The 23,043-nt window shown below is 73.3% G+C and carries 20 protein-coding genes; 13 read left to right on the top strand and 7 right to left on the bottom strand.

Annotated features, from left to right (window positions below; all coding sequences use genetic code 11):
• The first annotated feature begins 144 nt into the window (after nucleotides 1-144).
• On the top strand, nucleotides 145-987 hold the full coding sequence (locus ACPXCS_RS07815; RefSeq protein WP_425944627.1) for a helix-turn-helix domain-containing protein: 843 nt from the start codon (nucleotides 145-147) through the stop codon (nucleotides 985-987).
• Nucleotides 988-1,049: 62 nt separating this feature from the next.
• Nucleotides 1,050-1,505: a VOC family protein gene (locus ACPXCS_RS07810; RefSeq protein WP_425944626.1), complete on the top strand. Its 456-nt coding sequence runs from the start codon at nucleotides 1,050-1,052 to the stop codon at nucleotides 1,503-1,505.
• 21 nt (nucleotides 1,506-1,526) lie between these two features.
• On the opposite strand, the gene ACPXCS_RS07805 is transcribed toward ACPXCS_RS07810, so the two are convergent.
• Nucleotides 1,527-3,062 carry an MFS transporter gene (locus tag ACPXCS_RS07805; protein ID WP_425944958.1) on the bottom strand — a complete coding sequence of 512 codons (1,536 nt, stop codon included), beginning with the start codon at nucleotides 3,060-3,062 and terminating at the stop codon, nucleotides 1,527-1,529.
• Nucleotides 3,063-3,382: 320 nt separating this feature from the next.
• On the opposite strand from ACPXCS_RS07805, the gene ACPXCS_RS07800 reads away from it, so the two are divergent.
• Complete coding sequence (locus tag ACPXCS_RS07800; RefSeq protein ID WP_425944625.1) at nucleotides 3,383-4,942, top strand: Re/Si-specific NAD(P)(+) transhydrogenase subunit alpha; 1,560 nt, start codon at nucleotides 3,383-3,385, stop codon at nucleotides 4,940-4,942.
• A 6-nt stretch (nucleotides 4,943-4,948) separates the two neighbouring features.
• Nucleotides 4,949-6,382, top strand: a complete 1,434-nt coding sequence (gene pntB, locus ACPXCS_RS07795; protein ID WP_425944624.1) for a Re/Si-specific NAD(P)(+) transhydrogenase subunit beta — start codon at nucleotides 4,949-4,951, stop codon at nucleotides 6,380-6,382.
• 72 nt (nucleotides 6,383-6,454) lie between these two features.
• Here the strand turns inward: pntB and argG are convergent, their stop codons facing one another.
• From argG to ACPXCS_RS07775, 4 genes are all read right to left on the bottom strand, one after another.
• Nucleotides 6,455-7,909: an argininosuccinate synthase gene (gene argG, locus ACPXCS_RS07790; protein WP_383588369.1), complete on the bottom strand. Its 1,455-nt coding sequence runs from the start codon at nucleotides 7,907-7,909 to the stop codon at nucleotides 6,455-6,457.
• Nucleotides 7,910-7,981: 72 nt separating this feature from the next.
• Nucleotides 7,982-8,974: a methylmalonyl Co-A mutase-associated GTPase MeaB gene (gene meaB / locus ACPXCS_RS07785; RefSeq protein ID WP_425944623.1), complete on the bottom strand. Its 993-nt coding sequence runs from the start codon at nucleotides 8,972-8,974 to the stop codon at nucleotides 7,982-7,984.
• Nucleotides 8,971-11,157, bottom strand: a complete 2,187-nt coding sequence (gene scpA / locus ACPXCS_RS07780) for a methylmalonyl-CoA mutase (protein WP_425944622.1) — start codon at nucleotides 11,155-11,157, stop codon at nucleotides 8,971-8,973. Before scpA ends, meaB begins: the two co-directional genes overlap by 4 nt.
• Entirely contained in the window at nucleotides 11,154-12,965 is a 1,812-nt protein-coding gene (locus ACPXCS_RS07775; protein ID WP_425944621.1) for a methylmalonyl-CoA mutase family protein, read from the bottom strand. Before ACPXCS_RS07775 ends, scpA begins: the two co-directional genes overlap by 4 nt.
• Nucleotides 12,966-13,143: 178 nt before the next feature.
• On the opposite strand from ACPXCS_RS07775, the gene ACPXCS_RS07770 reads away from it, so the two are divergent.
• Nucleotides 13,144-14,121, top strand: a complete 978-nt coding sequence (locus ACPXCS_RS07770) for an SDR family oxidoreductase (protein WP_425944620.1) — start codon at nucleotides 13,144-13,146, stop codon at nucleotides 14,119-14,121.
• A gap of 339 nt (nucleotides 14,122-14,460) precedes the next feature.
• Here the strand turns inward: ACPXCS_RS07770 and ACPXCS_RS07765 are convergent, their stop codons facing one another.
• The gene (locus tag ACPXCS_RS07765; protein WP_425944619.1) at nucleotides 14,461-15,708 is read right to left on the bottom strand and encodes a cytochrome P450; all 1,248 of its coding nucleotides are present in this window, start codon (nucleotides 15,706-15,708) and stop codon (nucleotides 14,461-14,463) included.
• 132 nt (nucleotides 15,709-15,840) lie between these two features.
• Between ACPXCS_RS07765 and ACPXCS_RS07760 the strand changes: the two genes are divergently transcribed.
• The 6 genes from ACPXCS_RS07760 to ACPXCS_RS07735 all read left to right on the top strand — a co-directional run bounded on the left by ACPXCS_RS07760 (nucleotide 15,841) and on the right by ACPXCS_RS07735 (nucleotide 20,081).
• Complete coding sequence (locus ACPXCS_RS07760) at nucleotides 15,841-16,299, top strand: DUF4383 domain-containing protein (RefSeq protein WP_425944618.1); 459 nt, start codon at nucleotides 15,841-15,843, stop codon at nucleotides 16,297-16,299.
• Nucleotides 16,300-16,305: 6 nt separating this feature from the next.
• A complete protein-coding gene (locus ACPXCS_RS07755; RefSeq protein ID WP_425944617.1) occupies nucleotides 16,306-16,779 on the top strand; it encodes a hypothetical protein in 474 nt (157 codons plus the stop codon).
• A complete protein-coding gene (locus tag ACPXCS_RS07750) occupies nucleotides 16,776-17,951 on the top strand; it encodes a zinc-dependent alcohol dehydrogenase (RefSeq protein ID WP_425944616.1) in 1,176 nt (391 codons plus the stop codon). The genes ACPXCS_RS07755 and ACPXCS_RS07750 overlap by 4 nt, the downstream gene beginning before the upstream one ends.
• A gap of 62 nt (nucleotides 17,952-18,013) precedes the next feature.
• Nucleotides 18,014-18,976 (top strand): Rieske 2Fe-2S domain-containing protein, encoded by a 963-nt coding sequence (locus ACPXCS_RS07745; protein WP_425944615.1) that lies wholly within the window; start codon nucleotides 18,014-18,016, stop codon nucleotides 18,974-18,976.
• Nucleotides 18,969-19,502: a DUF1360 domain-containing protein gene (locus tag ACPXCS_RS07740; RefSeq protein WP_425944614.1), complete on the top strand. Its 534-nt coding sequence runs from the start codon at nucleotides 18,969-18,971 to the stop codon at nucleotides 19,500-19,502. The genes ACPXCS_RS07745 and ACPXCS_RS07740 overlap by 8 nt, the downstream gene beginning before the upstream one ends.
• Before the next feature lie 45 nt (nucleotides 19,503-19,547).
• Nucleotides 19,548-20,081, top strand: coding sequence for a hypothetical protein (locus ACPXCS_RS07735; RefSeq protein WP_425944613.1), 534 nt, complete (start codon nucleotides 19,548-19,550; stop codon nucleotides 20,079-20,081).
• Between the two features lie 126 nt (nucleotides 20,082-20,207).
• Here ACPXCS_RS07735 and ACPXCS_RS07730 read toward each other — a convergent pair whose 3' ends face one another.
• A complete protein-coding gene (locus ACPXCS_RS07730; protein WP_425944612.1) occupies nucleotides 20,208-20,882 on the bottom strand; it encodes a hemerythrin domain-containing protein in 675 nt (224 codons plus the stop codon).
• Between the two features lie 244 nt (nucleotides 20,883-21,126).
• On the opposite strand from ACPXCS_RS07730, the gene ACPXCS_RS07725 reads away from it, so the two are divergent.
• Together ACPXCS_RS07725 and ACPXCS_RS07720 are read left to right on the top strand one after the other, a co-directional pair.
• Entirely contained in the window at nucleotides 21,127-22,326 is a 1,200-nt protein-coding gene (locus tag ACPXCS_RS07725; protein ID WP_425944611.1) for a hypothetical protein, read from the top strand.
• Between the two features lie 11 nt (nucleotides 22,327-22,337).
• A complete protein-coding gene (locus ACPXCS_RS07720; protein ID WP_425944610.1) occupies nucleotides 22,338-22,928 on the top strand; it encodes a hemerythrin domain-containing protein in 591 nt (196 codons plus the stop codon).
• Nucleotides 22,929-23,043: the final 115 nt, after the last annotated feature.

The raw sequence follows: 23,043 nt of genomic DNA, 5'->3' as shown, positions 1-23,043 counted from the left end.
ACGTGGTTCGTGAATTCGGCCATGAACGCGGTCAGAAGATAGGGGGAGCCCACACCCCCGTCAACGGTTCGGACGCGGCCGGATGCCACCGAGGCCCTCCCCGCCCGGCCTTCCGGCCCCGCTCTCCGGCCGTACGCTGGACGCATGGCTCGAACGGCCGAGGACGTACCCGTCGCGCTCACCGTCCGGCCGTCGGCGCCCGCGCTCGGGCCGTCGATCGGCGCGCTGGGGTATGCCGAGGGCCGGTTCCCGCACCCCGTCGAGCTGGCCCTGCCGAACGGCGGGGTGCAGCTGCTGGTGAACCTCGACCGGGACGTCCTGACCTCGTCCCGGCCGGGCGGACCGGACCGGCGCACCGGCGGAGCCGCCCTGCAAGGGCCGTACACGCAGCCCGCGCTGATCGACCCCGCGCAGCAACGCGCCGTCGTGTGGGTGGCGTTCCGGCCCGCCGGGGCCCGCCCCTTCCTCACCGCTCCGGTCGGCGCGCTGCGCGACCGGCTCGTGGGGCTGGACGAACTGTGGGGCACGGACGGCGCGGTGCTGCGCGAGCGGCTGCTGGAGGCCCGGGCCGCCGGCGGACCCGAGGCGTGCCTGCGGGAGGTGGAGCGGACCCTGCTGCGGCGGGCGGTGGGGCCCCCGGAGCCCGATCCGGCGGTCCGCCGCGCGGCCGCCCTGCTGGACCGCGGGACACCCGTGGCCGAGGTCGCCGACCGGCTCGGCTGGACCTCCCGGCGGCTGGCCCGCCGGTGTACCGAACAGCTGGGGCTCCCGCCCAAGCGGTACGCCCGGGTACGGCGCTTCCAGCGGCTGCTGACGCGGGTGAACACCGCGCCCGGGGCGCCCGACTGGGCGGTCCTCGCCGCGGACTGCGGCTACCACGACCAGGCCCACCTGATCCACGAGTTCCGTGCGCTGGCCGGGATCACCCCGACCGCGTACGCACCGCGCTCCCCGCTCGCCCGCAACCACGTGCCGCTCGGTGGGTGACGGGCCCGCCGCCCGGCCTTTTTCTACAATCCACGGCCCACGGGACCCGCCACCGTTGAGGCATGACACACGCGACCCCCACCCCGCGCATCACCCGGCTCCACGCCCGGCTCGTGGTCTCCGACGGACCCGCCGCGATCGACTTCTACCGGACCGCACTCGGCGCCGAGGAGATCGAGCGCTACACCGGCCCCGAGGGCAGGATCGTGCACGCCCTGATGCGCCTCGGCGACACGGTCCTCGCGGTCAAGGACGCGGACGGCGGCGACCCGGCCCCGCCCTCCCTCGGCGGCACTCCCGTGATCATGGCCCTGGACGTCACCGACCCGGACGCGGTCGCGGACGCCATGGTGCGGGCCGGGGCGACGGTGGTGTACCCCGTCGCCGACCAGCCCTACGGACAGCGCGGCGGCCGGCTCGCCGACCCGTTCGGCCACCTGTGGATGGTCTCCCGGACGATCGAGGACCTCACCCCCGAGGAGATCCAGCAGCGCACGGACGCGATGTTCGCCTCCTGACGGGCGGGCGTCCGGGCGGCGTCAGCGGGCCCGTGCCGCCGGTTCCCCGGCCTCCGCCGGGTCCGCCGTGCCGGCCTTGCCGCCCGGGTGGCGCAGGGCGCACAGGAAGGCGACGCCCAGGGCGATGGCCATGCCGTAGAACACCCACTGGTTGGCCTCGGCGAAGTCCATGCGGATCGCGGACATCGCGTCCCGCATCGCCTCGGCGGTGGGTCCGGTGCCGGTGGGCGGCCGGGCGTCGCCGTTGCCCGTGACCGACTCGGTGACGTCGCGGGCCACGGTCTTCGCGTCGTCGGCGGGCATCCCCCGCGACGTCAGGGTGTCCTCGACCCTGCCGGTGGTGACGTGCGTGAGGACGGTGCCGTAGACGGCCAGGCCCACGCTCGCCGCGTAGTTGCGCACGGTCTGGGTGATGCCGGTGACCTCGCCGTAGGAGGCGCCGATGGACCGGTTCACCGCGTCCGTGGAGGCCGGCGCCAGGACGAAGCCGATCCCGGCCCCGGCCAGGGCCGCGTAGGGCCACTGGTCGTGCATGGACAGGTCGGTGAGCTTGCCCGCCCACAGCGCGAACCCCACGCAGCCCAGGGCGGTGCCCAGCTTCAGCGCCGGGCGCGCCCCCTGCTTGTCCAGGATCCGCCCGCCCCACTGGGAGGCGATCGCGAAGCCCACGAAGAAGTACAGCAGGAACAGGGCCGCCTGGTTCGGTGAGGCGCTCAGCGACACCTGGGCGTAGACCGAGGTGAAGAAGAACAGCGGGACGAAGGCGAGCATCGAGAAGAACAGCACCGCGGCGTCGACGCTGAACGCCTTGTCGCGGAAGACCCGCAGGTCGACCAGCGGGTGCCGGACCCGGTGCTCGAAGCGCACGAACACGCAGAGCACCGCGACGCCGCCCGCGATGCAGACCCAGGTCGCCCAGCTGTCCCACCCCCACGACCAGGCCTGCTGGAAGCCCAGGACGCTCAGGCCCATGCCGGCCGCGACCAGGGCGGCGCCCCGCACGTCCAGCGTGCCGGACCGCCGCCGGTCGGACAGGTGCGCCAGGGCCGTGAGCACCAACGCCGCCACCGCGACGGGGACGTTGACCCAGAACACGGCCCGCCACGTCCAGCTCGTCAGCCAGCCGCCCAGCAGCGGCCCGACGGCGGTCAGCGCGCCGGTGACCCCGAAGAACAGGGCGAGGGCGCGGCCGCGCCGCTCGACCGGGAACACGGCCACCACCACCGCCAGGGCCGCGGGGAAGAGCAGGGCCGCTCCGAGCCCCTGCGTGGCGCGGAACACGATGAGCCAGGTCTGCGCCGCACCGCCGGCGGGCACACAGCCGCACAGCACCGACGAGACGACGAAGACGAGCGTGCCGGCGACGACGACCCGGCGCGGCCCGTAGAGGTCCGCCAGGCGCCCGCCGAGGGCGAAGAACGCGGCGAGGGACAGCAGATAGGCGTTGACCACCCACTGCATGCCGGAGGACGACAGGCCCAGTTCGCGGACGATGTCCGGGGCCGCGATCGACACGATGGTCTGGTCGATGAACGTCATGGCGACCGCGAACATCATCGCCGCCAGCGCCACCGACTGCTGCGGGGCGGTACGGGGAGGGGACGCGGTCCCGCGTCCTGGGCGCGCGGTGCTCACAGCCCCAGTCTGCGCCCGGCGGTGCCGTGTCGCATCAGGGGACTCCGTCGCCTCACCGGTCACGCCGGTACCACCTGACGCCGTCACGCCGATACCGCCGAACGCCTTGCACGGCAACCCCCCGGTCGTGTGAGGACGGCCTCTCCGGCCATGTGACCACGGCCCGCCACGGATGCCGCGTCGAAGGTGCAGGATGCGGGCACCAAGGAGGACAGACACACGAACGACGGGAGAGGCAGACGATGGTCCCAGCGGAACCAGAACCCCAGAGGATCGGCGTCCCGGCCGAGTCCACTGCGGGCGAGACCAGGGTGGCGGCGACGCCCGCCACCGTGGGGAGACTTGTCGCGCTCGGGTACGACGTGGTGGTCGAACCGGGAGCGGGGGCCTCGTCCCGCTTCTCCGACGCGGCCTACGAGGAGGCGGGGGCGCGGCTCGGCGACCCGTGGGCGGCCCCGATCGTGCTGAAGGTCAACGCCCCCTCCACCGAGGAGCTCGGCAGGCTCTGCGACGGGGCCACGCTGATCGCGCTGATCAGCCCGGCCTTCAACCCGGAGCTGGTCGAGGAGCTCGCACGGCGGCCGATCACCGTGCTCGCCATGGACGCCGTGCCGCGCATCTCGCGCGCCCAGTCCCTGGACGTGCTCAGCTCGATGGCGAACATCGCCGGGTACCGGGCGGTCGTCGAGGCGGCACACGCCTTCGGCCGGTTCTTCACCGGCCAGGTGACCGCGGCCGGCAAGGTGCCGCCGGCCAAGGTGCTGGTGGCCGGTGCCGGAGTGGCCGGGCTCGCCGCGATCGGCGCGGCGCGCAGCCTCGGCGCCGTGGTCCGGGCCACCGACCCGCGGCCCGAGGTCGCCGAGCAGGTGCGGTCGTTGGGCGGTGAGTTCCTGACGGTCTCCGCCGAGCAGGAGGTCAGCACCGACGGCTACGCCAAGGCCACCTCGGAGGACTACAACCGGCTCGCCGCGCAGCTGTACGCCGAGCAGGCCGCCGACGTCGACATCGTCATCACCACCGCGCTCATCCCCGGCCGCCCGGCGCCGACGCTGATCACCGCCGAGCACGTGGCCCGCATGAAGCCCGGCAGCGTCATCGTCGACATGGCCGCGGCCCAGGGCGGCAACGTCGAGGGCACGGTGGCCGGCAAGGCCGTCGTCACCGACAACGACGTGACGATCATCGGCTACACCGACCTGCCCGGCCGGCTCCCCGCCCAGGCCTCGCAGCTGTACGGCACCAACATCGTCAACCTGATGAAGCTGCTCACGCCCGGCAAGGACGGCCGGCTCGTCCTCGACTTCGACGACGTCGTGCAGCGCTCGATCACCGTGGTCCGCGAGGGCGAGAAGACCTGGCCGCCGCCCCCGGTGCAGGTGTCCGCCGCGCCCGCGTCCGGCGCCGCGAAGGAGCCCGCCGCCCCGGCCGCGCCCGAGGCACCCGCCAAGCCCGCTCGCAGCGCCCGCTCCTCGTACGCCCTCGTCGCGGCCGGGGCGCTCGCGCTGTTCCTCGTGACGGCCTTCTCCCCGAGCGAACTCCTCGGCCACTTCACGGTGTTCGTCCTGGCGATCGTCATCGGCTTCTACGTCATCGGCAACGTGCACCACGCCCTGCACACCCCGCTGATGTCGGTCACCAACGCCATCTCCGGGATCGTCGTGGTCGGCGCGCTGCTGCAGATCGGGCAGGGCGACACCGCCGTCACCGTGCTGTCGTTCGCCGCGATCCTGCTGGCGAGCATCAACATCTTCGGCGGATTCGCCGTCACCCGCCGCATGCTCGGCATGTTCTCGAAGGGCTGATCAGGGATGACCACAGACACGGCCGCCCAGGCCGCCTACGTCGTCGCGGCGCTGCTGTTCATCCTCAGCCTCGCCGGCCTCTCGCAGCACCGCACCTCCCGCTCCGGAGTCGTCTGGGGCATCGCCGGCATGGTCGTCGCGCTGGCCGCCACGGTGGGTCTCGCCTCCCGCAGCATCACCGCCACGGGGCTGGTGCTGATCGCCGTCGCCACCGCGGTCGGCGCCGGCATCGGCCTGTGGCGGGCCCGGGTCGTCGAGATGACCGGCATGCCCGAGCTGATCGCCATCATGCACAGCCTCGTCGGCCTGGCCGCCACGTTCGTCGGCTGGAACGGCTACCTCGACGTCGACCCCGCCCTGTCCGGCTCGCTGCTGGGCATCCACCACGCCGAGGTGTTCATCGGTGTGTTCATCGGCGCCGTCACCTTCACGGGCTCGGTCGTCGCCTACCTGAAGCTCTCGGCGCGCATCGCCTCGCGTCCGCTGACCCTGCCGGGCAAGCACGTGCTGAACATCGGCGCGCTGGTCGCCTTCGTGGGGCTGACCATCGCGTTCGTGGCCCGTCCGAACATGGGCCTGCTCATCGCGGTCACCGTGGTCGCCCTCGCCCTCGGCGCGCACCTGGTCGCCTCCATCGGCGGCGGCGACATGCCGGTCGTCGTCTCCATGCTGAACAGCTACTCGGGCTGGGCGGCGGCCGCCTCGGGCTTCCTGCTCTCCAACAACCTGCTCATCGTCACCGGCGCGCTGGTCGGCTCCTCCGGTGCCTACCTGTCGTACATCATGTGCAAGGCGATGAACCGGTCGTTCATCTCGGTGATCGCCGGCGGCTTCGGGACTCCCGCCGCCGCGGGCGACGAGGGCGAGCAGGGCGAGCACCGGGAGATCAGCGCCGAGGAGACCGCGGAACTCCTGCGCGACGCCTCCTCGGTGATCATCACCCCGGGCTACGGCATGGCCGTCGCCCAGGCGCAGTACCCGGTCGCCGAACTCGCGCGCAAGCTGCGCGAGCGGGGCGTCGAGGTGCGCTTCGGCATCCACCCGGTCGCCGGCCGGCTGCCCGGCCACATGAACGTGCTGCTGGCCGAGGCCAACGTGCCGTACGACGTCGTCCTGGAGATGGACGAGATCAACGACGACTTCGCCGCCACCTCGGTCGTCCTGGTCATCGGCGCCAACGACACGGTCAACCCGGCCGCCACGGACAACCCGTCCAGCCCCATCGCGGGCATGCCGGTGCTGCACGTGTGGGAGGCGGCGAACGTGGTCGTCTTCAAGCGGTCCATGGCCGCCGGGTACGCGGGCGTGCAGAACCCGCTGTTCTTCCGCGAGAACACCCAGATGCTCTTCGGCGACGCCAAGCAGCGGGTGGAGGACATCCTGCGGGGCCTGGACGCCCTGGACACCCCCGTCCGGGAGATGGCGGGCTCGTCCCGCTGAACCGCCGGGCACGGACACGGGAAGGCCGGCTCGACACCGTCGAGCCGGCCTTCCCGCTTTCCGTCCGTGCGGTCAGTCCGTGCCGGACTCCATCGCCGCGCGGTCCAGCCAGGCGTCCTCCTCCGAGACCGCGCCCCGGGAGGCGATGGCCTCGGCGCCGCCCTCGGGCAGCTCCGGCATGGTGCCGATCAGCCCGGTCGCGGCGGCCTGGGAGGCGCCGATGGTGGGGCTGCCGGTGCCGATCAGGCCGATGCCGGCGTACTGCTCCAGCTTGGCGCGCGAGTCGGCGATGTCCAGGTTGCGCATGGTGAGCTGGCCGATCCGGTCCACCGGGCCGAACGCGGAGTCCTCGGTGCGCTCCATGGACAGCTTGTCCGGGTGGTAGCTGAAGGCCGGGCCGGTGGTGTCCAGGATCGAGTAGTCCTCACCGCGCCGCAGCCGCAGCGTGACCTCGCCGGTGACGGCCGCGCCGACCCAGCGCTGCAGCGACTCGCGGATCATCAGCGCCTGCGGGTCCAGCCAGCGGCCCTCGTACATCAGCCGCCCGAGACGCCGGCCCTCGGTGTGGTACTGGGCGAGGGTGTCCTCGTTGTGGATGGCGTTGACGAGCCGCTCGTACGCGGCGTGCAGCAGGGCCATGCCGGGGGCCTCGTAGATGCCGCGGCTCTTGGCCTCGATGATGCGGTTCTCGATCTGGTCGGACATGCCGAGGCCGTGCCGGCCGCCGATGGCGTTGGCCTCCATGACCAGGTCGACGGCGGTGGCGAACTCCTTGCCGTTGATCGACACCGGGCGGCCCTGGTCGAAGCCGATCGTCACGTCCTCGGTGGCGATCTCGACCGACGGGTCCCAGAACTTCACACCCATGATGGGCTCGACCGTCTCGATGCCGGTGTCCAGGTGCTCCAGGGTCTTGGCCTCGTGGGTGGCGCCCCAGATGTTGGCGTCGGTGGAGTACGCCTTCTCCGTGCTGTCGCGGTAGGGGAGGCCGTGGGCGAGCAGCCACTCCGACATCTCCTTGCGGCCGCCGAGCTCGGTCACGAACGCCGCGTCCAGCCAGGGCTTGTAGATCCTGAGGTGCGGGTTGGCGAGCAGGCCGTAGCGGTAGAACCGCTCGATGTCGTTGCCCTTGAAGGTCGAGCCGTCGCCCCAGATCTGGACGTCGTCCTCCAGCATCGCCCGCACCAGCAGCGTGCCGGTGACGGCGCGGCCCAGCGGGGTGGTGTTGAAGTACGCCCGCCCGCCCGAGCGGATGTGGAACGCGCCGCAGGTCAGCGCGGCCAGGCCCTCCTCCACCAGCGCCGCTCGGCAGTCGACCAGGCGGGCGATCTCGGCCCCGTAGGTCTGGGCACGGCCGGGCACCGAGGCGATGTCGGGCTCGTCGTACTGGCCGATGTCGGCGGTGTAGGTGCACGGGACGGCGCCCTTGTCGCGCATCCACGCGACCGCGACGGACGTGTCGAGACCGCCCGAGAAGGCGATGCCGACGCGCTCGCCGGCGGGCAGGGAGGTGAGGACCTTGGACATAGAAAGAGTATGTATCACTTTGCATAGTCATGCAAGCCGGGTATGCGAAATCGCCGCCCGGCCGGGTGACACTCAGGAATCAGCCGCTCCGGAACCGTCCAGCGCGCCCAGGATCCGCTCGGCCGCCAGCGTCGGGGTCAGCTCGCCCTCCCGGACGCGCCGCTCCAGCACCGGAGCCAGGGCCCGCACCGCCGGATCGTCCCGCAGCCGGCCGAGGAGCTCGTCGCGGACCATGTTCCAGGTCCAGTCGACCTGCTGGTCGCGGCGCTTGGCGGTGAGCCGGCCCGTGGAGTCCAGCAGCGTGCGGTGCTGCTCCAGGCGCTCCCACACCGCGTCCAGGCCCGTCGACTCGCGGGCGCTGCAGTGCAGCACCGGCGGGGTCCAGAAGGCGTCCTTGCCGTGCATCAGGCGCAGCGCGCCCGCCAGTTCCCGCGCGGCCGCCCGGGCGTCGCGCTCGTGCGGCCCGTCCGCCTTGTTGACGGCGATCACGTCGGCCAGCTCCAGCACGCCCTTCTTGATGCCCTGGAGCTGGTCGCCGGTGCGGGCGAGGGTGAGCAGCAGGAAGGTGTCGACCATGTTCGCCACGGCCGTCTCCGACTGCCCGACGCCGACCGTCTCCACCAGGATCACGTCGTAGCCGGCCGCCTCCATCACCACGATCGACTCGCGGGTGGCCTTGGCGACCCCGCCCAGCGTGCCCGCCGTGGGGGAGGGGCGCACGAACGCCGCCGGGTCCACCGCGAGCCGCTCCATCCGGGTCTTGTCGCCCAGGATGGAGCCGCCCGTACGGCTGGAGGACGGATCGACGGCCAGGACCGCCACCCGGTGCCCGAGGGAGGTCAGCAGCGTGCCGAACGCGTCGATGAACGTCGACTTGCCCACCCCGGGCACCCCGCTGATCCCGATCCGCCGGGCCCGGCCGCTGTGCGGCAGCAGCGCGGTGAGCACCTCCTGCGCCAGCGCGCGGTGCTGCGGCCGGGTCGACTCGACGAGTGTGATGGCCCGGGCGACGATCGCCCGCTTCCCGTCGAGCACGCCCTTCACATACGCGTCGACATCGATCACAGGTCGTGCCCGAGGTCGCCCGACAGCCGCTTCACCAGGTCGTACGCCGCGTCCGGGATCACCGTCCCGGGCGGGAACACGGCCGCCGCGCCCATCTCCAGCAGCGTCGGCACGTCCTGCGGCGGGATCACGCCGCCGACCACGACCATGATGTCCTCGCGCCCCTCCTCGGCCAGCGCCTCGCGCAGCGCCGGGACGAGGGTGAGGTGACCGGCCGCCAGCGACGACACGCCGACGATGTGCACGTCCGCCTCGACGGCCTGCCGGGCGACCTCGGCGGGCGTCTGGAACAGCGGGCCGACGTCCACGTCGAAGCCGAGGTCGGCGAAGGCGGTGGCGATGACCTTCTGGCCGCGGTCGTGGCCGTCCTGGCCCATCTTGGCGACCAGGATGCGCGGGCGGCGGCCCTCGGCCTCCTCGAAGTCGGACACCAGGGTGCGGGTGCGGTCCACGCTCGGGGACTCTCCCGTCTCGTTGCGGTACACGCCGGTGATCGTACGGATCTGGCTCGCGTGCCGGCCGTACACCTTCTCCAGCGCGTCGGAGATCTCCCCGACCGTGGCCTTGGCGCGGGCCGCGTGCACCGCCAGCTCCAGCAGGTTGCCCTCGCCCGCGGCGGCCCGGGTCAGCGCGTCCAGCGCGTCCCGGCAGGCCGTCTCGTCCCGCTCGGCGCGCAGCCGCCGCAGCTTCTCGATCTGCTGGGCGCGCACGGAGGAGTTGTCGACCTTGAGCACGTCGATCTGCTCGTCGGTCTCCACCCGGTACTTGTTGACGCCGATGACCGGCTGGCGGCCCGAGTCGATCCGCGCCTGCGTGCGGGCCGCGGCCTCCTCGATGCGCAGCTTCGGGATGCCCGCGTCGATGGCCTTGGCCATGCCGCCCGCGGCCTCGACCTCCTGGATGTGCTGCCAGGCCCGCCGGGCCAGGTCGTACGTCAGCTTCTCCACGTAGGCGCTGCCGCCCCACGGGTCGATGACCCGGGTCGTGCCGGACTCCTGCTGCAGCAGCAGCTGGGTGTTGCGGGCGATGCGCGCCGAGAAGTCGGTCGGCAGGGCGAGCGCCTCGTCCAGGGCGTTGGTGTGCAGCGACTGGGTGTGGCCCTGCGTCGCCGCCATCGCCTCGACGCAGGTGCGCGTGACGTTGTTGAACACGTCCTGCGCGGTCAGCGACCAGCCGGAGGTCTGCGAATGGGTCCGCAGGGACAGCGACTTGGCGTTCTGCGGGTCGAACTGCTTCACCAGCTTCGCCCACAGCAGGCGCGCGGCGCGCAGCTTGGCGACCTCCATGAAGAAGTTCATGCCGATCGCCCAGAAGAACGACAGCCGGGGCGCGAACGCGTCCACGTCCAGGCCGGCCTCACGGCCCGCTCGGATGTACTCCACGCCGTCCGCGAGCGTGTACGCCAGCTCCAGGTCGGCCGTCGCGCCGGCCTCCTGGATGTGGTAGCCGGAGATGGAGATGGAGTTGTAGCGCGGCATCCGCTGCGAGGTGAAGGCGAAGATGTCGGAGATGATCCGCATCGACGGCTTCGGCGGATAGATGTAGGTGTTGCGGACCATGAACTCCTTGAGGATGTCGTTCTGGATGGTCCCCGCCAGCTTCTCCGGCGGCACGCCCTGCTCCTCGGCGGCGACGATGTAGAGCGCCAGCACCGGCAGCACGGCGCCGTTCATCGTCATCGACACGGTCATCCTGTCCAGCGGGATGCCGTCGAACAGCTGCCGCATGTCGAGGATCGAGTCGATGGCCACGCCCGCCATGCCGACGTCACCCGTCACGCGCGGGTGGTCGCTGTCGTAACCGCGGTGCGTGGGCAGGTCGAAGGCGACCGACAGGCCCTTCTGCCCGGCCGCGAGGTTGCGCCGGTAGAAGGCGTTGGACTCCTCGGCCGTGGAGAAACCGGCGTACTGGCGGATCGTCCAGGGCTGGTTGACGTACATCGTCGGGTACGGCCCGCGCAGGTACGGCGCCGCACCCGGGTACGTCTGCAGGAAGTCCAGGCCCTCCAGGTCGCGGCCGGTGTACAGCGGCTTGACCGCGATGCCCTCCGGGGTCTCCCACAGCAGGTCGTCCCCGCCGGAGGCGTTCTTGACCGCCGCGCGCCACTCGTCGGGCGTGCCGTCGGCGGCCGGGACGCCCAGCTCGATCCCGGAGAAGTCGGGGATGCCATCGCGGGCGGTCATCGGGCAACTCCCATGCGGTCGAGGGTCGCGGACAGCACGGCCACGGCGTCGCAGCCCGCGAAGACGTAACCGTCGACACCGGGGTACTCCCCGGGCCGCCCGGCGAGGAACACGTGCGCGGCGCCCGCCTCCTTCAGTTCCGCGGCGCGATCCGCCGCCTGCTCCTCGTACAGGGCGTCGCTGGAGCAGAGCACGGCCTCGGTCGCGCCGCTGTCCGCGAACGCGCCCTCGGTGACCGGCTCGATGCCGCCCGCCTGGAACAGGTTGGAGGCGAAGGTGAGGCGTGCGGTGTGGGCGGCGGCCGGACCGAGCGCGGCGAGGTAGACGCGCGGCCGGGAGCCGGTCGCGGCCAGATGCGCGTCCGAGCGGGCCCGCAGCTCCTCGAAGGCCTCGTCGCGGCGCACCCGCGGCAGCCCGCCGGACAGCTGCTCCGGGGCGCTCGCGCGCACCACCGGCTTCTCCGCCAGGTACGGGAACTCGCTGACGCCCGTGACCGGTTCGCGCCGTCTGGCCAGCCGGCCGGTGCGCGCCTGCCAGGTCTCGGCGAGGTCCCGCTCGACGTCTCCCGAGCGCAGCGCGGCCGCCATGCCGCCGAGCCGCTCGATCCGCTGGAAGAACTCCCAGCCCGCGTGGGCGAGTTCGTCCGTGAGCCGCTCCACGTACCAGGAGCCGCCCGCCGGGTCGATCACCCGGGCCAGGTGCGACTCCTCGATGAGGATCGTGGAGGTGTTGCGGGCGATGCGGCGCGCGAACGCGTCCGGCAGCCCGAGGGCGTGGTCGAAGGGCAGCACGGTCACCGCGTCGGCCCCGCCCGCTCCGGCCGCGAGCGTGGCGATCGTCGTGCGCAGCATGTTCACCCAGGGGTCGCGGCGCGTCATCATCACCGGCGAGGTGACCACGTGCTGCGCCTGCGCCCCGGCGCGCGGCGCGCCGCAGACCTCGGCCACCCGCGCCCACAGCCGGCGCGCCGCCCGCAGCTTGGCGATGGTCAGGAACTGGTCGGCGGTCGCCGCGTACCGGAACTCCAGTTGCCCGCAGGCCTGTTCGACGCTCAACCCGGCCCCGGTCAGCTCCCGCAGGTACGCCACCGCCGTGGCCAGCGAGGCACCCAGTTCCTGCGCGGCCGAACCGCCGGCCTCGTGGTACGGCAGCGCGTCCACGCTCAGCGCCCGCAGCCCCGGGTACCGCGCGGCGCACAGCCGCGCGAGTTCCGCCGCCGGCGCGACGTCGTACGTCCGGCCGGTACGGGCCTGCTGTCCCAGCGGATCCGCGCCGAGATTGCCGCGCGCGGCCTCCGGGGCCACGCCCCGCTCCTCGTACAGCCGCAGCAACTCCCGCGCGGCGGGCTCCGCTTCGGGTCCCGGGTCGAGCGCGACCGGGGCGAGGTCCAGGTACACGCCGTCGAGGACCCGGCCGAGCTCCGGCAGCGGGACGCCGCCCTCGCCGACCTTCAGCCAGAGGGAGGTGACCCCGTTCTCCAGGTCCGCGAGCACGGCGTCGCGGTCGGCGGTCGTGTGCCGCTGCCGTACGTCCCAGCCGCCGAGCGTGTTCCCTTCGGCTCGGCCGCCGCGCACAAAGGGCGCGAATCCCGGCAGACCCGGCTCGGGTGAGGCATCGCGCGCGGTGTAGAGGGGCCGGGTGCGCACCCCGTCCTCCAGCGCGGTGGAGAGGGCTTCCTCGGCCTCGGCGCCCTCGACGTCCTTGCCCGCCTTGCGCAGCACACCCGCCACAAGGCGCTGCCACTGCTCATGGGGCACGTCAGGGAACTCGCCGGCCAGTTCAAGCCCGTCGTCAGGCAGGACCGTCATGCTCGGATGCTAGGGCACAAGCATGAAGGCGCAGCAGAGGGCGAGGCTGTGACCTTTCCCTCGCCCTGACTGTGACCCCGCTCTCCGGGCCGGTGCCGTAGCGCGCGGCGCGGGTACCCGGCGTGCCGCGGAGGCGGGCACCGGGCGCCCGGCCCGCGCAGACGTGAGGAGGTGCGGGATGCGACTGCGGGATCACGTGGTGGTGGTGACCGGGGCGTCCAGCGGGATCGGACGGGCCACGGCGGAGGCGTTCGCCCGCAAGGGCTGCGCCGTGGTGCTGGCGGCGCGGCGCGAGGAGGCGCTGCGGGCGGCGGCCGAGGAGTGCGAGCGGCACCGCGGGGCCCGGACGCTCGTCGTGCCGACCGACGTCAGCGACGTCAAGGCGGTCGAGGACCTGGCGCGGCGTGCGGTGCAGGAGTTCGGCCGGATCGACGTCTGGGTGAACAACGCAGCGGTCAACGCCTTCGGCCGTTTCGAGGACGTGCCGCTGGAGGACTTCCGCAGGGTCCTGGACGTCAACGTCATGGGGTGCGTGTACGGCGCCCGGGCGGCGCTGCCGGTGATGCGGGAGCAGGGCTCGGGCACGCTGATCAACATCTCGTCGATCGTGGGGGCCGTCGCCCAGCCCTACAGCCACCCCTACGGCATGTCCAAGCACGCCGTCCGGGCGCTCGGCTCCGGTCTGCGGCAGCAGTTGCGCGTTGAGGGCGTGAAGGGCATCGACGTGTGCACGGTGCTGCCGGCGACCATCGACACGCCGCACTTCCAGCAGGCGGCCAACCACACCGGGCACAAGGTCGTGGCCATGCCGCCCGTCTACACGCCCGAGCGGGTCGCCGACGCGGTCGTGGCCCTCGTGCGCCGCCCGCGCCGCGAGGTCGTGGTCGGCCCGGCGGGCCGCGCCCTGGTCCGCCAGGCCCGGCTGGCACCGGCCCTCGCGGAGCGGGCGATGGCCCGGCAGACCGACCGGGGCCACCTGGACCACGACGAGGACGCTCCCGCCACGCACGGTGCGCTGCACGTGCCGGCGCCCGGTGAGGGCGCGGTGCACGGCGGCTGGGGCGGGCGCCGGCGCACCGCGCTGCGCCGGGCCGCGCTGGTCACCGCGATGGCGGGTGCGGCCGTGGCGGCGGGGCGGCGGTTGTCCCGCGCCTGACCCGCCGGGGGAGCGGTGTCGACGGCCCGCCGCGGGGGAAGGGCGGGCCGTCGAGGGTGTGGAGGTGCCGGCCGGCCGACGGGGCGGGCACCCGGCCCGACCGGGGACGGACCCGCCGCGCGCGGTGCGGTGCACGTAACAGCTTCCGGTGGCGCACCGCGCTGCGCCGGCCCGCGATGGCGGGTGCGGCCGTGGCGGCGGTTGTCCCGCGCCTGACCCGCCGGGGGAGCGGTCTCGACGGCCTGTCCCGGGGGAGGGGCGGGCCGTCGAGGGTGCGGGGGTGCCGGCCGGCCGAAGGGGCGGGCACCCGGCCCGTCCCCTGGGGGCGGCGGGTGCCGGTCAGCCCACGGGCGCCGGTACCCGGACCGACTCCAGGACGAACCCGCTGCGCACCCGCGCCGGCACCCGGTTCAGCGGGATCCGCAGGTCCTGGTCGGGCACCTCGTACTCCAGCCGGGCCAGCCGGGGCGCCAGGGACGCCACCAGGGCGATCGTGATGTCCTCGCCGGGGCAGCGGTGGCCCGTGGCGCGGTCGCCGCCGCCCTGCGGGATCAGCTCGTCCCGGGCCGGCGGATGACCGAGGAAGCGCTGCGGCCGGAAGGCGTACGGGTCGTCCCACAGCTCCGGGTCGTGGTTCTGCCCGTACAGGTCCAGCAGCACCATCGTGCCCGCCGGGACGGTCTCGCCCCGCCACTGGAGGTCGGTGACCGCCTTGCCGCCGACGAACGGCGCGAAGGGGTAGAAGCGCCGCAGCTCGTGGGCGAAGGCCACGGCGTAGGCCGGGTCGTCGTCGCGCAGGCGTTCCCGGACGTCCGGGCGGCGCATCGCGTGCCCGGCGTAGGAGACGAACCAGCACACGGCGACCGTCGGCCGGATCACGTTGAGCAGTTCGACCGCCGCGGTGCGCGGATCCAGGAGCCGGCCGTCCGCGTCCCGGTGCCCGGCCACCGCCTCCAGCACCGATCCGTCCGGGGCGCTCGCGGTCCCCGCCCGGACGTCCTCGACCAGCCGTCCCAGCCACTCCTCGCACCGGGTCCGGGCGCGGCGGGCCCGCCAGTGGCGCGGACCCGCCGTGGCGAAACCGTCCACCATGGCGACCAGGTCCCGCGCCACCGCGCCGGCGTCGTCCAGCGGGATCCCGGCCCACCGGCACACGCCCCGGGTGAGCACCCGGCTCGCCTCGTCGAACAGCACGACCCGGCGCCCGGGCCACGCGGCGACGGTCTCGTCCCACGCGGCGGCGACCTCGTCCACCACCCCGGCGACCGCCTTCGGGCCGGTGAGCAGGGACAGGAACATCTCCTTGCGGCCCCGGTGCCGCAGCCCGTCCAGCGTGTGCACGGCCCCGTGCCCGAACAGGGTGCTCAGCACCGGTCCGGGCAGCGCCGATCCGCGCTCCACGTGCTGCTCGTCGTAGAAGAACCGCACCGCCTCCGGGCCGTACAGGGCCACGGCGTGCCGGCCCATGAGGCGGGTGCGCATCAAGGGGGCGGTGGTGCGGCTCCGGAGGTCGGGCAGCCAGCTGTACCCCTTGGCCAGCAGGGCGAGCGAGCTGTCCGCGAGCGGGGCTCGACGAGTGTCGTCCATGGCGCGCCGGGTGCCCGTCGGCCCCACCCGGAAACGCGGCCCGGCAGCGGACGATTGCACGCCGAAGCAGGGGTACTCGCCGCGCACCGGGCGCTCACCCTGACGCGCCCCCCGCGCCGGAAGGCCACCGTCATGAACACACGCACTTCGCCGACGAGAACGGCCCGCACCCCCGTGCAGCAGGCGGCGCTGCTGGTCGGAGCGGTGTTCCTGCTGGTCGGGATCCTGGGCTTCATCCCGGGGATCACCACGGACTACGACACCATGAAGTTCGCCTCGCACGACTCCGGGGCCGAACTCCTCGGGATCTTCCAGATCTCGATCCTGCACAACCTCGTCCACCTCGCGTTCGGCGTCGCGGGCCTGGCCCTGTCCCGCACCGCCTCCGGAGCCCGCACCTACCTCCTGGCGGGCGGCGCCATCTACCTGGTCCTGTGGCTGTACGGCCTGATCATCGGCCACGACAGCGACGCCAACTTCGTCCCGCTCAACACGGCCGACGACTGGCTGCACTTCGTCCTCGGCATCGGCATGATCGCCCTGGGCGCCCTGCTCACCCGCCGTCCGGCCGCCACCTCGCGGAGGATGTGACCGCCGATGGCGCACACCAAGACCCTGTGGACGGCCGCCGCCGGACTCACCGCCGGCGCGGTCATCGCCTGGCAGCGCAAGGCGGCGGGCCCCTCCGGCCACGCCGCCGCGGCCGACCGCTGGCTCGCCGTGACGATCAACGTCGACCCGGGCGAGCTCCAGCCGGACAAGCTGCCCCCGCCCCTGCGGGAGTACGGCGACCGCATCGAGACGCGCATCGGCCCCGCCCCCGGTGACCGCGGCACCGAACTCGCCGTACGGCTGCGGGAACCGCAGCCCGAGGGAGCGCACTCGCTGCCCGCCCGGCTCGCCGGTGAGGACCCGCGCCAGGACCTGCGCCGGGCGCTGCGCGACGCCAAGTCGCTGCTGGAGGCCGGTGAGGTCCTCGAACCCGACGCGCCGCCCACCACCCACGACACCCCGGGCGGAAAGCTCGTCGGACTGCTCGGCCGCCGCGCCGGCGGGGAGGGAGTGCTGTGAAGGCCCTGTGCTGGGAAGGCGTCAACAAGCTCTCCGTCGAGCAGGTGCCCGACCCCGAGCTGCGCAACGACCAGGACGTGATCGTCCGGCTCGTCGCAGGCACCACCTGCGGCTCCGACCTCCACCTCATCGGCGGCTACATCCCCTTCATGCGGTCCGGGGACGTCATCGGCCACGAGTTCGTCGGCGAGGTCGTGGAGACCGGCTCCGCCGTGCGCAAACACAAGGTGGGCGACCGGGTCGTGGTCTGCTCCTTCGTCGGCTGCGGCCGCTGCTGGTACTGCACCCACGACCTGTGGTCCCTGTGCGACAACACCAACACCAACCCCGGGATCGGGCAGGCCCTGTTCGGTGCCGACACCGGCGGCATCTTCGGCTACTCCCACGCCATGGGCGGGCTGCGCGGCAGCCACGCCGAGTACGTGCGGGTGCCCTTCGCCGACCACGGGGCCTTCCCCGTCCCGGAGGGCGTCGACGACACCAGCGCCCTGTTCGTCTCCGACTCGGTGCCCACCGGCTGGATGGGCGCCGACCTGGGCGGCGTCAAGCCCGGCGACGTGGTCGCCGTGTGGGGCTGCGGGGCCGTCGGCCAGATGGCGGCCCGGGCCGCGATCCTGCTGGGCGCGGAACGCGTGATCTCCATCGACCGCATCCCCGAGCGGCTGGCCATGACCGAACGCCACGTCGGCAGCGAGGTCATCGACTACACCGCCACCGACGTCGGCGCCGAACTGCGCGAACGCACCGGCGGCCGCGGCCCCGACGTGTGCATCGAGGCGGTCGGCATGGAGGCCCACAGCGACAGCCCGGTGCACCTCTACGACCAGGTGAAACAGCAACTGCGCCTGCAGACCGACCGGCCCACCGCCGTCCGGCAGGCCATCCACGCCTGCCGCAAGGGCGGCACCGTCTTCGTCCTCGGCGTCTTCGCCGGCGCCGTCGACAAGTTCCCGCTGGGCGCGGTGATCAACAAGGGCCTGACGGTCCGGGGCGCCCAGCAGCACGGCCAGCGCTACATCCCGATGCTGCTGGACCGGCTGGCGGCCGGGGAGCTGAGCACCGCCCATCTCGCGACCCACAGCGTGCCCCTGGACGAGGCGCCGCGGGCCTACGAGATGTTCAAGGACAAGAGCGACGGCTGCGTCCGCGCGGTCATCCGGCCGGGAGGCTGACGATGCCCCACCACCGCACACTGCTCCGTTTGCCGCCCATACCGGTGGAAACCCGGCGGGGCATGAGTGCAAAGCGACGCCGCCTGCTGCGGCAGAACCGGGTTCTGTGGCTGTTGGACCGCCTGGAGCGCGAACCCAGGGCCGACGCGGTGATCGACACGCTCCGCAAGGGCGTACGGGCTCTGCCCCTGGGCCGCGGCCGGGACCTGCTGCACGGCCGCCCGCTCGGGCACCCGGTGCACCCGCTGATGGTCCAGGTGCCGATCGGCAGCTGGCTGTCGGCGGCCGTGCTCGACCTGCGGCCCGGCCGCTCCCGCGAGTCCCGGCTGCTCATCGGCGTCGGCCTGGCCGCCGCCGCTCCCGCGGCCCTCGCCGGCTGGACCGACTGGGCGGAACTCCACCGTCAGCAGCAGCGCGTCGGCCTGGTGCACGCCCTGTCCAACACGGCGGCCGTCGGCCTCTACGCCGTCTCGCTCGCCTGCCGGACCAAGGGACGCGAGACGGCGGGCCGCACCTACGGCTTCCTCGGCATGACGGCCGTCGGGATCGGCGGCATGCTCGGCGGCCACCTCGCCTACCGGCAGGCCTCCGGCGCCAACCACGCCGAGGAAATCCCGCACGTGGTCTCCGAGGGCTGGCACCCGGTGGGAACCATGGACGAGTTTCCGGCCGGCCGCCCGGTGCGCCGGGTCGTCGACGACGTGCCGGTCCTGGTGGTCCGTGAGACCGGCGGGCAGATCCACGCCCTCGCCGAGCGGTGCAGCCACCTCGCCGGACCGCTCGCGGAGGGCACCGTGGAGGACGGCTGCGTGCGGTGCCCGTGGCACGGCAGCGTCTTCCGGCTCTCCGACGGCTGGAACGTACGCGGCCCGGCCACCGCGCCGCAGCCCTCCTTCGAGTCCCGGATCACCGACGGCCGCGTCGAGGTGCGCCTGCGCCACCAGAACGGAGGACGGCGTGTGGGGCAGCACCGCGCGACGGCGGGACGCTCGGGTGCCGCACAGAGGCAGGACTCCGATGGCTGACGCGCGCCCCGCACGACGGCTGACCGGTCTGCTGCGGCGCGTCGAACGCGCCTACGCGGCGGGGCACGACCGGCCGCTCGGCGGATACGTCGCCGCCATGGCGGGCTTCGCCACGTTCACGACGGCCTGGGCCACGGTCGTGCACACCCGCGGCCGCCCGCTGCCCGACCGCCCCGAGCCGTGGGACGTCGTCCTGACCTCGGTGGCCACCTTCCGGCTCAGCAGGCTGCTCACCAAGGCCTCGGTGACCAGCCCGCTGCGCGCCCCCTTCACGCGGTACGCCGGACCACAGGGCCCGGCCGAACTGCACGAGGAGGCGCGGCCCGAGCACGGCAGGCACACCGTCGGCGAACTCGCCACCTGCCCGTTCTGCATGAGCGTCTGGGTGGCGTCGGCCCTGACCGCCGGCCAGTTGCTGTGGCCCCGGGCCACCCGCACCGCCATGGGCACCCTCACGGCCCTGGCGGGGGCGGACACGCTGCAACTGGCGTACAGCGCCCTCATGGACAAGACCACCGGCGACTGAGGGGCGGCGCGTGACGCGGTCCCGGAACCGGGTACTCGCCGGGACATGCTCAAGCGCGCACTGTGGCAAGGGCTGCTCGCCGGTACCGCCGGGGGCGCCGTGATGACCCTCGGCGAGAAACTGGAGCAGGCCGTCACGGGCCGGCCGGACTCGCAGGTACCGGCCCGCGTCCTGCAGCGGCTGACCGGCCTGCCCGAGCGGCCGGGCACCCAGCCGCCGAAGGTCAATCGGGCCATGCACTTCGGACAGGCCGCCCTGCTCGGCGTGCTGCGCTCGGTCATGGCCCAGTCCGGGCTGCGCGGGCCGGTCGCCTCCGCCAAGTTCGCCGTCGTCCGCCTCACCAACGACCAGATCCTGGAGAACGCGACCGGTGTCGGCGCCCCGCCCGAGACCTGGCCGCGGCGGGAACTGGTGGTGGACGTCCTGCACAAGGCCGTCTACGCCTTCGTCACGGGCGCCGTCGCAGACGCCCTGGCCGCGCGTGGCGGCCCCGGCCCCGGACAGCGGCACGCCGCCCTGCGCCCCGGCCGCCACGCGGACGTCGGCCCCCTGCCCCGAGGTGATGCCCACGGCCGCTGACCCCCGGCCCTGTGGCCGCCCTGGCGGAGTCGCCCGGCGGCCTGAGCGGCGGGGGCCGGCGGGGCTGCTCAACGGCGATGACCCGTCGGCTCACCGCGGGACGCCCCCGGGCGGTGACCTGCCGGTTCACCGCCGGCCGCGCACGATCACGACGACCGCGCCGGCGACGAGCAGCCCGATCAGACCGGACAGGATCCTCCGGCCCCACGGGCCCGACACGCCGAGCCCCAGCCCGTCGCGGAGCCGGTCGTAGAGGCTGAGCGGCACGCCCAGGACCGCGTTGCCCGGCGGGCGCCGCGGCACGACCGGATGCGGATGGGTCGGCGCGCTCCTGCGCACCGTCTCCCACACCGCGCCGAGCCGCCGCAGCCGGTCGGCGTCCAGGGCCTCCTGCAGCCGCGGCAGGACCAGGTCCTCCTCGTCCCGGATGTCCTGCCGGATCAGGTCGAAGACGCGCTCCATCGTGTCCTCGCGCTCCGCCGTGCCGGGCTCCAGGCGCTCGATGCCGGCGACCAGGTCGTTGATCTCCTGGTGCTCCTCCTCGACCCGGGAGGTCAGCTCCTCCCCGTCCGGGACCGCCCGGCGCACGGCCGGCCACAGCACCGTCTCCTCGGCGAAGGCGTGGCTGAACACCAGTTGGACGACCTCCTTCAGGACCCGCTCTCGGTCCGCGCCGTCCTCCAGCGCCCGGTACCGGTCCATCAGCCGGTCCATCTCCGCGTGATCGCGGCGCTGGCGGGCCAGGACGCTGCCCGGGCCTCCCAGCTGGTCGACGCTCTGTGTCGCGATGGTCGTGGCCATGCCCCGCTCCTTTCCGGGCCGCCGGCGTCCGCCGCGGCGCCCGCCGGGTGCCACAGGGCGCGGGTACCCCTTTCAGGGCCGGATGCCCTCTCGTCACCCGGCCGGCCGAACCCGCACGTCGACAGGGCGTGACCGGTGGCCGGACCGTGTCCCGGTCGAAAGACTGCGAAGGACGCCCTCGTGCTCGCCGGGCCTGGTGGGTCCTTCCGCGCGAGTGCCCTTCCCCCCACCCAGGAGACCGTCCGTGACCTTCAATCCACTGGAGCAGCGGGGCATCCCGCTGGACCGCCAGGTGCGCAGCTGGCGCGAGCTGAACGTGCAGCCCATCGACCCCGACCGCTGCGACCCCTACACCCGCTGCCGCATCATCACCATGAACGGCATCGAGGTGGAGGCGATCCTCTTCAGCCACCAGCTCGCCCGCAACACCGTCGACCCGGAGGTCAAGCGGCAGCTGGCACAGACCCGGTACATCGAGGCGCAGCAGCAGAAGGCCGTCAACTGGCTGCTGCCCGGGGTCTCCTCCGTACTGGAGACGACCATCGCCTACGAGCAGGTCGCGGTGGACCTGACCGCCTGGGTGGCCCGGATGGAGCCCGACCCCTATCTCAGGCAGGCATACCAGTTCGGGGTGCTGGAGGACTTCGACCACCTGTACCGGTACGCCAACCTCTACGAGATGATCGAGCACCGCAAGGCGGAGTCGATCGTCGACGGGCTGACCGAGGTGATGCCGGGGCGCCCCACGAAGTACCACCACCGCCACCCGGCCGACAACGTCCGAGACCCCTACGACAAGGACCGGACGAACCCCCTGTCGAAGCTGCACGCCCTGACGATCATGTCGGCGGAGCAGCAGACCATGAACTTCTACATGAACACCGGCCCCACCTACATGGAGCCGATCGCCCGCCAGCTCTACCAGGAGATCGGGCTGATCGAGGAGGAGCACGTCACCCACTACGAGTCCCTCGTCGACCCGGGTGAGACGTGGTGGGAGCAACTGGTCAACCACGAGTACAACGAGTGCTACCTGTACTACTCGTTCATGGAGCAGGAGAGCGATCCCAAGGTCAAGGCGATCTGGGAGCTGCACCTGAACATGGAGCTGGAGCACCTGCACACCGCCTGCGAGCTGATGCGCCGGCACGACGGCCGCGAGCCGCAGGAGGTCCTGGCGCCGGAGTTGCCCGACGTGCTCACCTTCGAGCCGAACAAGCAGTACCTGCGCGAACTGCTGGAGACCCAGATGGACCTCACCACCCTGGGCGCCGGCTATGTGCGCGAGGCCCATGAGCGGTTCGAGAAGCTGCAGGAGCAGAGCCACGGCGGCGAGGAGCCGCCGAGCGAGCGCGTCATGGCCGAGCACGACGCGATGTTCGGCCGCGAGTACCGGGTGCAGTCCGAGGGCGAGCACCCCGACCCCGCGATGCGCGAGAAGTGAGGCGGCCGGTCATGTCCGATCTCCACACCCCCCAGGCCGGCGACGACCGGGCACCGGACGCCGACGTCGTCGCCCTCCTGATGCGCCAGCACGGCGACATCCGCAACCTCTTCGACGAGGTGGAGGCCGGTGAGGGCGAGGAGCGCCGGGACGCGTTCCGGCGCCTGGTACGGCTGCTGGCGGTGCACGAGACCGCCGAGGAGGAGGTCGTCCACCCCTTCGCCCGCCGGTCGCTGCCGGGCGGCGAACAGGTCGTGGAGGACCGGCTCGCGGAGGAACGCGCGGCCAAGGAGACCCTCGCGGCCCTGGACGACATGGACACCGACGACCCGGAGTTCCTGCCCCGGCTGCGGGAGCTGCGCACGGACGTGCAGGAGCACGCCCGGGCGGAGGAGCGCTACGAGTTCGCCCACATCCGCCGCAGCACCGACACCTCCGGCCTCGCCTCCATGGCCAAGGCCGTGAAGGCCGCCGAGGCCATGGCTCCCACCCGGCCGCACCCGGGCGTCGAGTCCGGCGCGGCCAACGTGGCCCTGGGCCCCGTCGCCGCGCTGATGGACCGCACCAAGGACGCGGTCCGCAGGGCCATGGGCCAGGACTAGACGCCTTTCGGGTGCCGCCCCCCGGCCCCGCCCGCCGGTGGGCCGGCGCCCGTGGTGCGCGTGGCGCCGGCCGCGCGCCGTGTCACGGTCCGGGCACGCCTCGCGCATCCTTCTG

It is taken from the genome of Streptomyces sp. DT190, from assembly GCF_049846985.1.
Taxonomy (GTDB): Bacteria; Actinomycetota; Actinomycetes; order Streptomycetales; family Streptomycetaceae; genus Streptomyces.
This window is presented reverse-complemented; position numbering and strand designations above follow the sequence as displayed.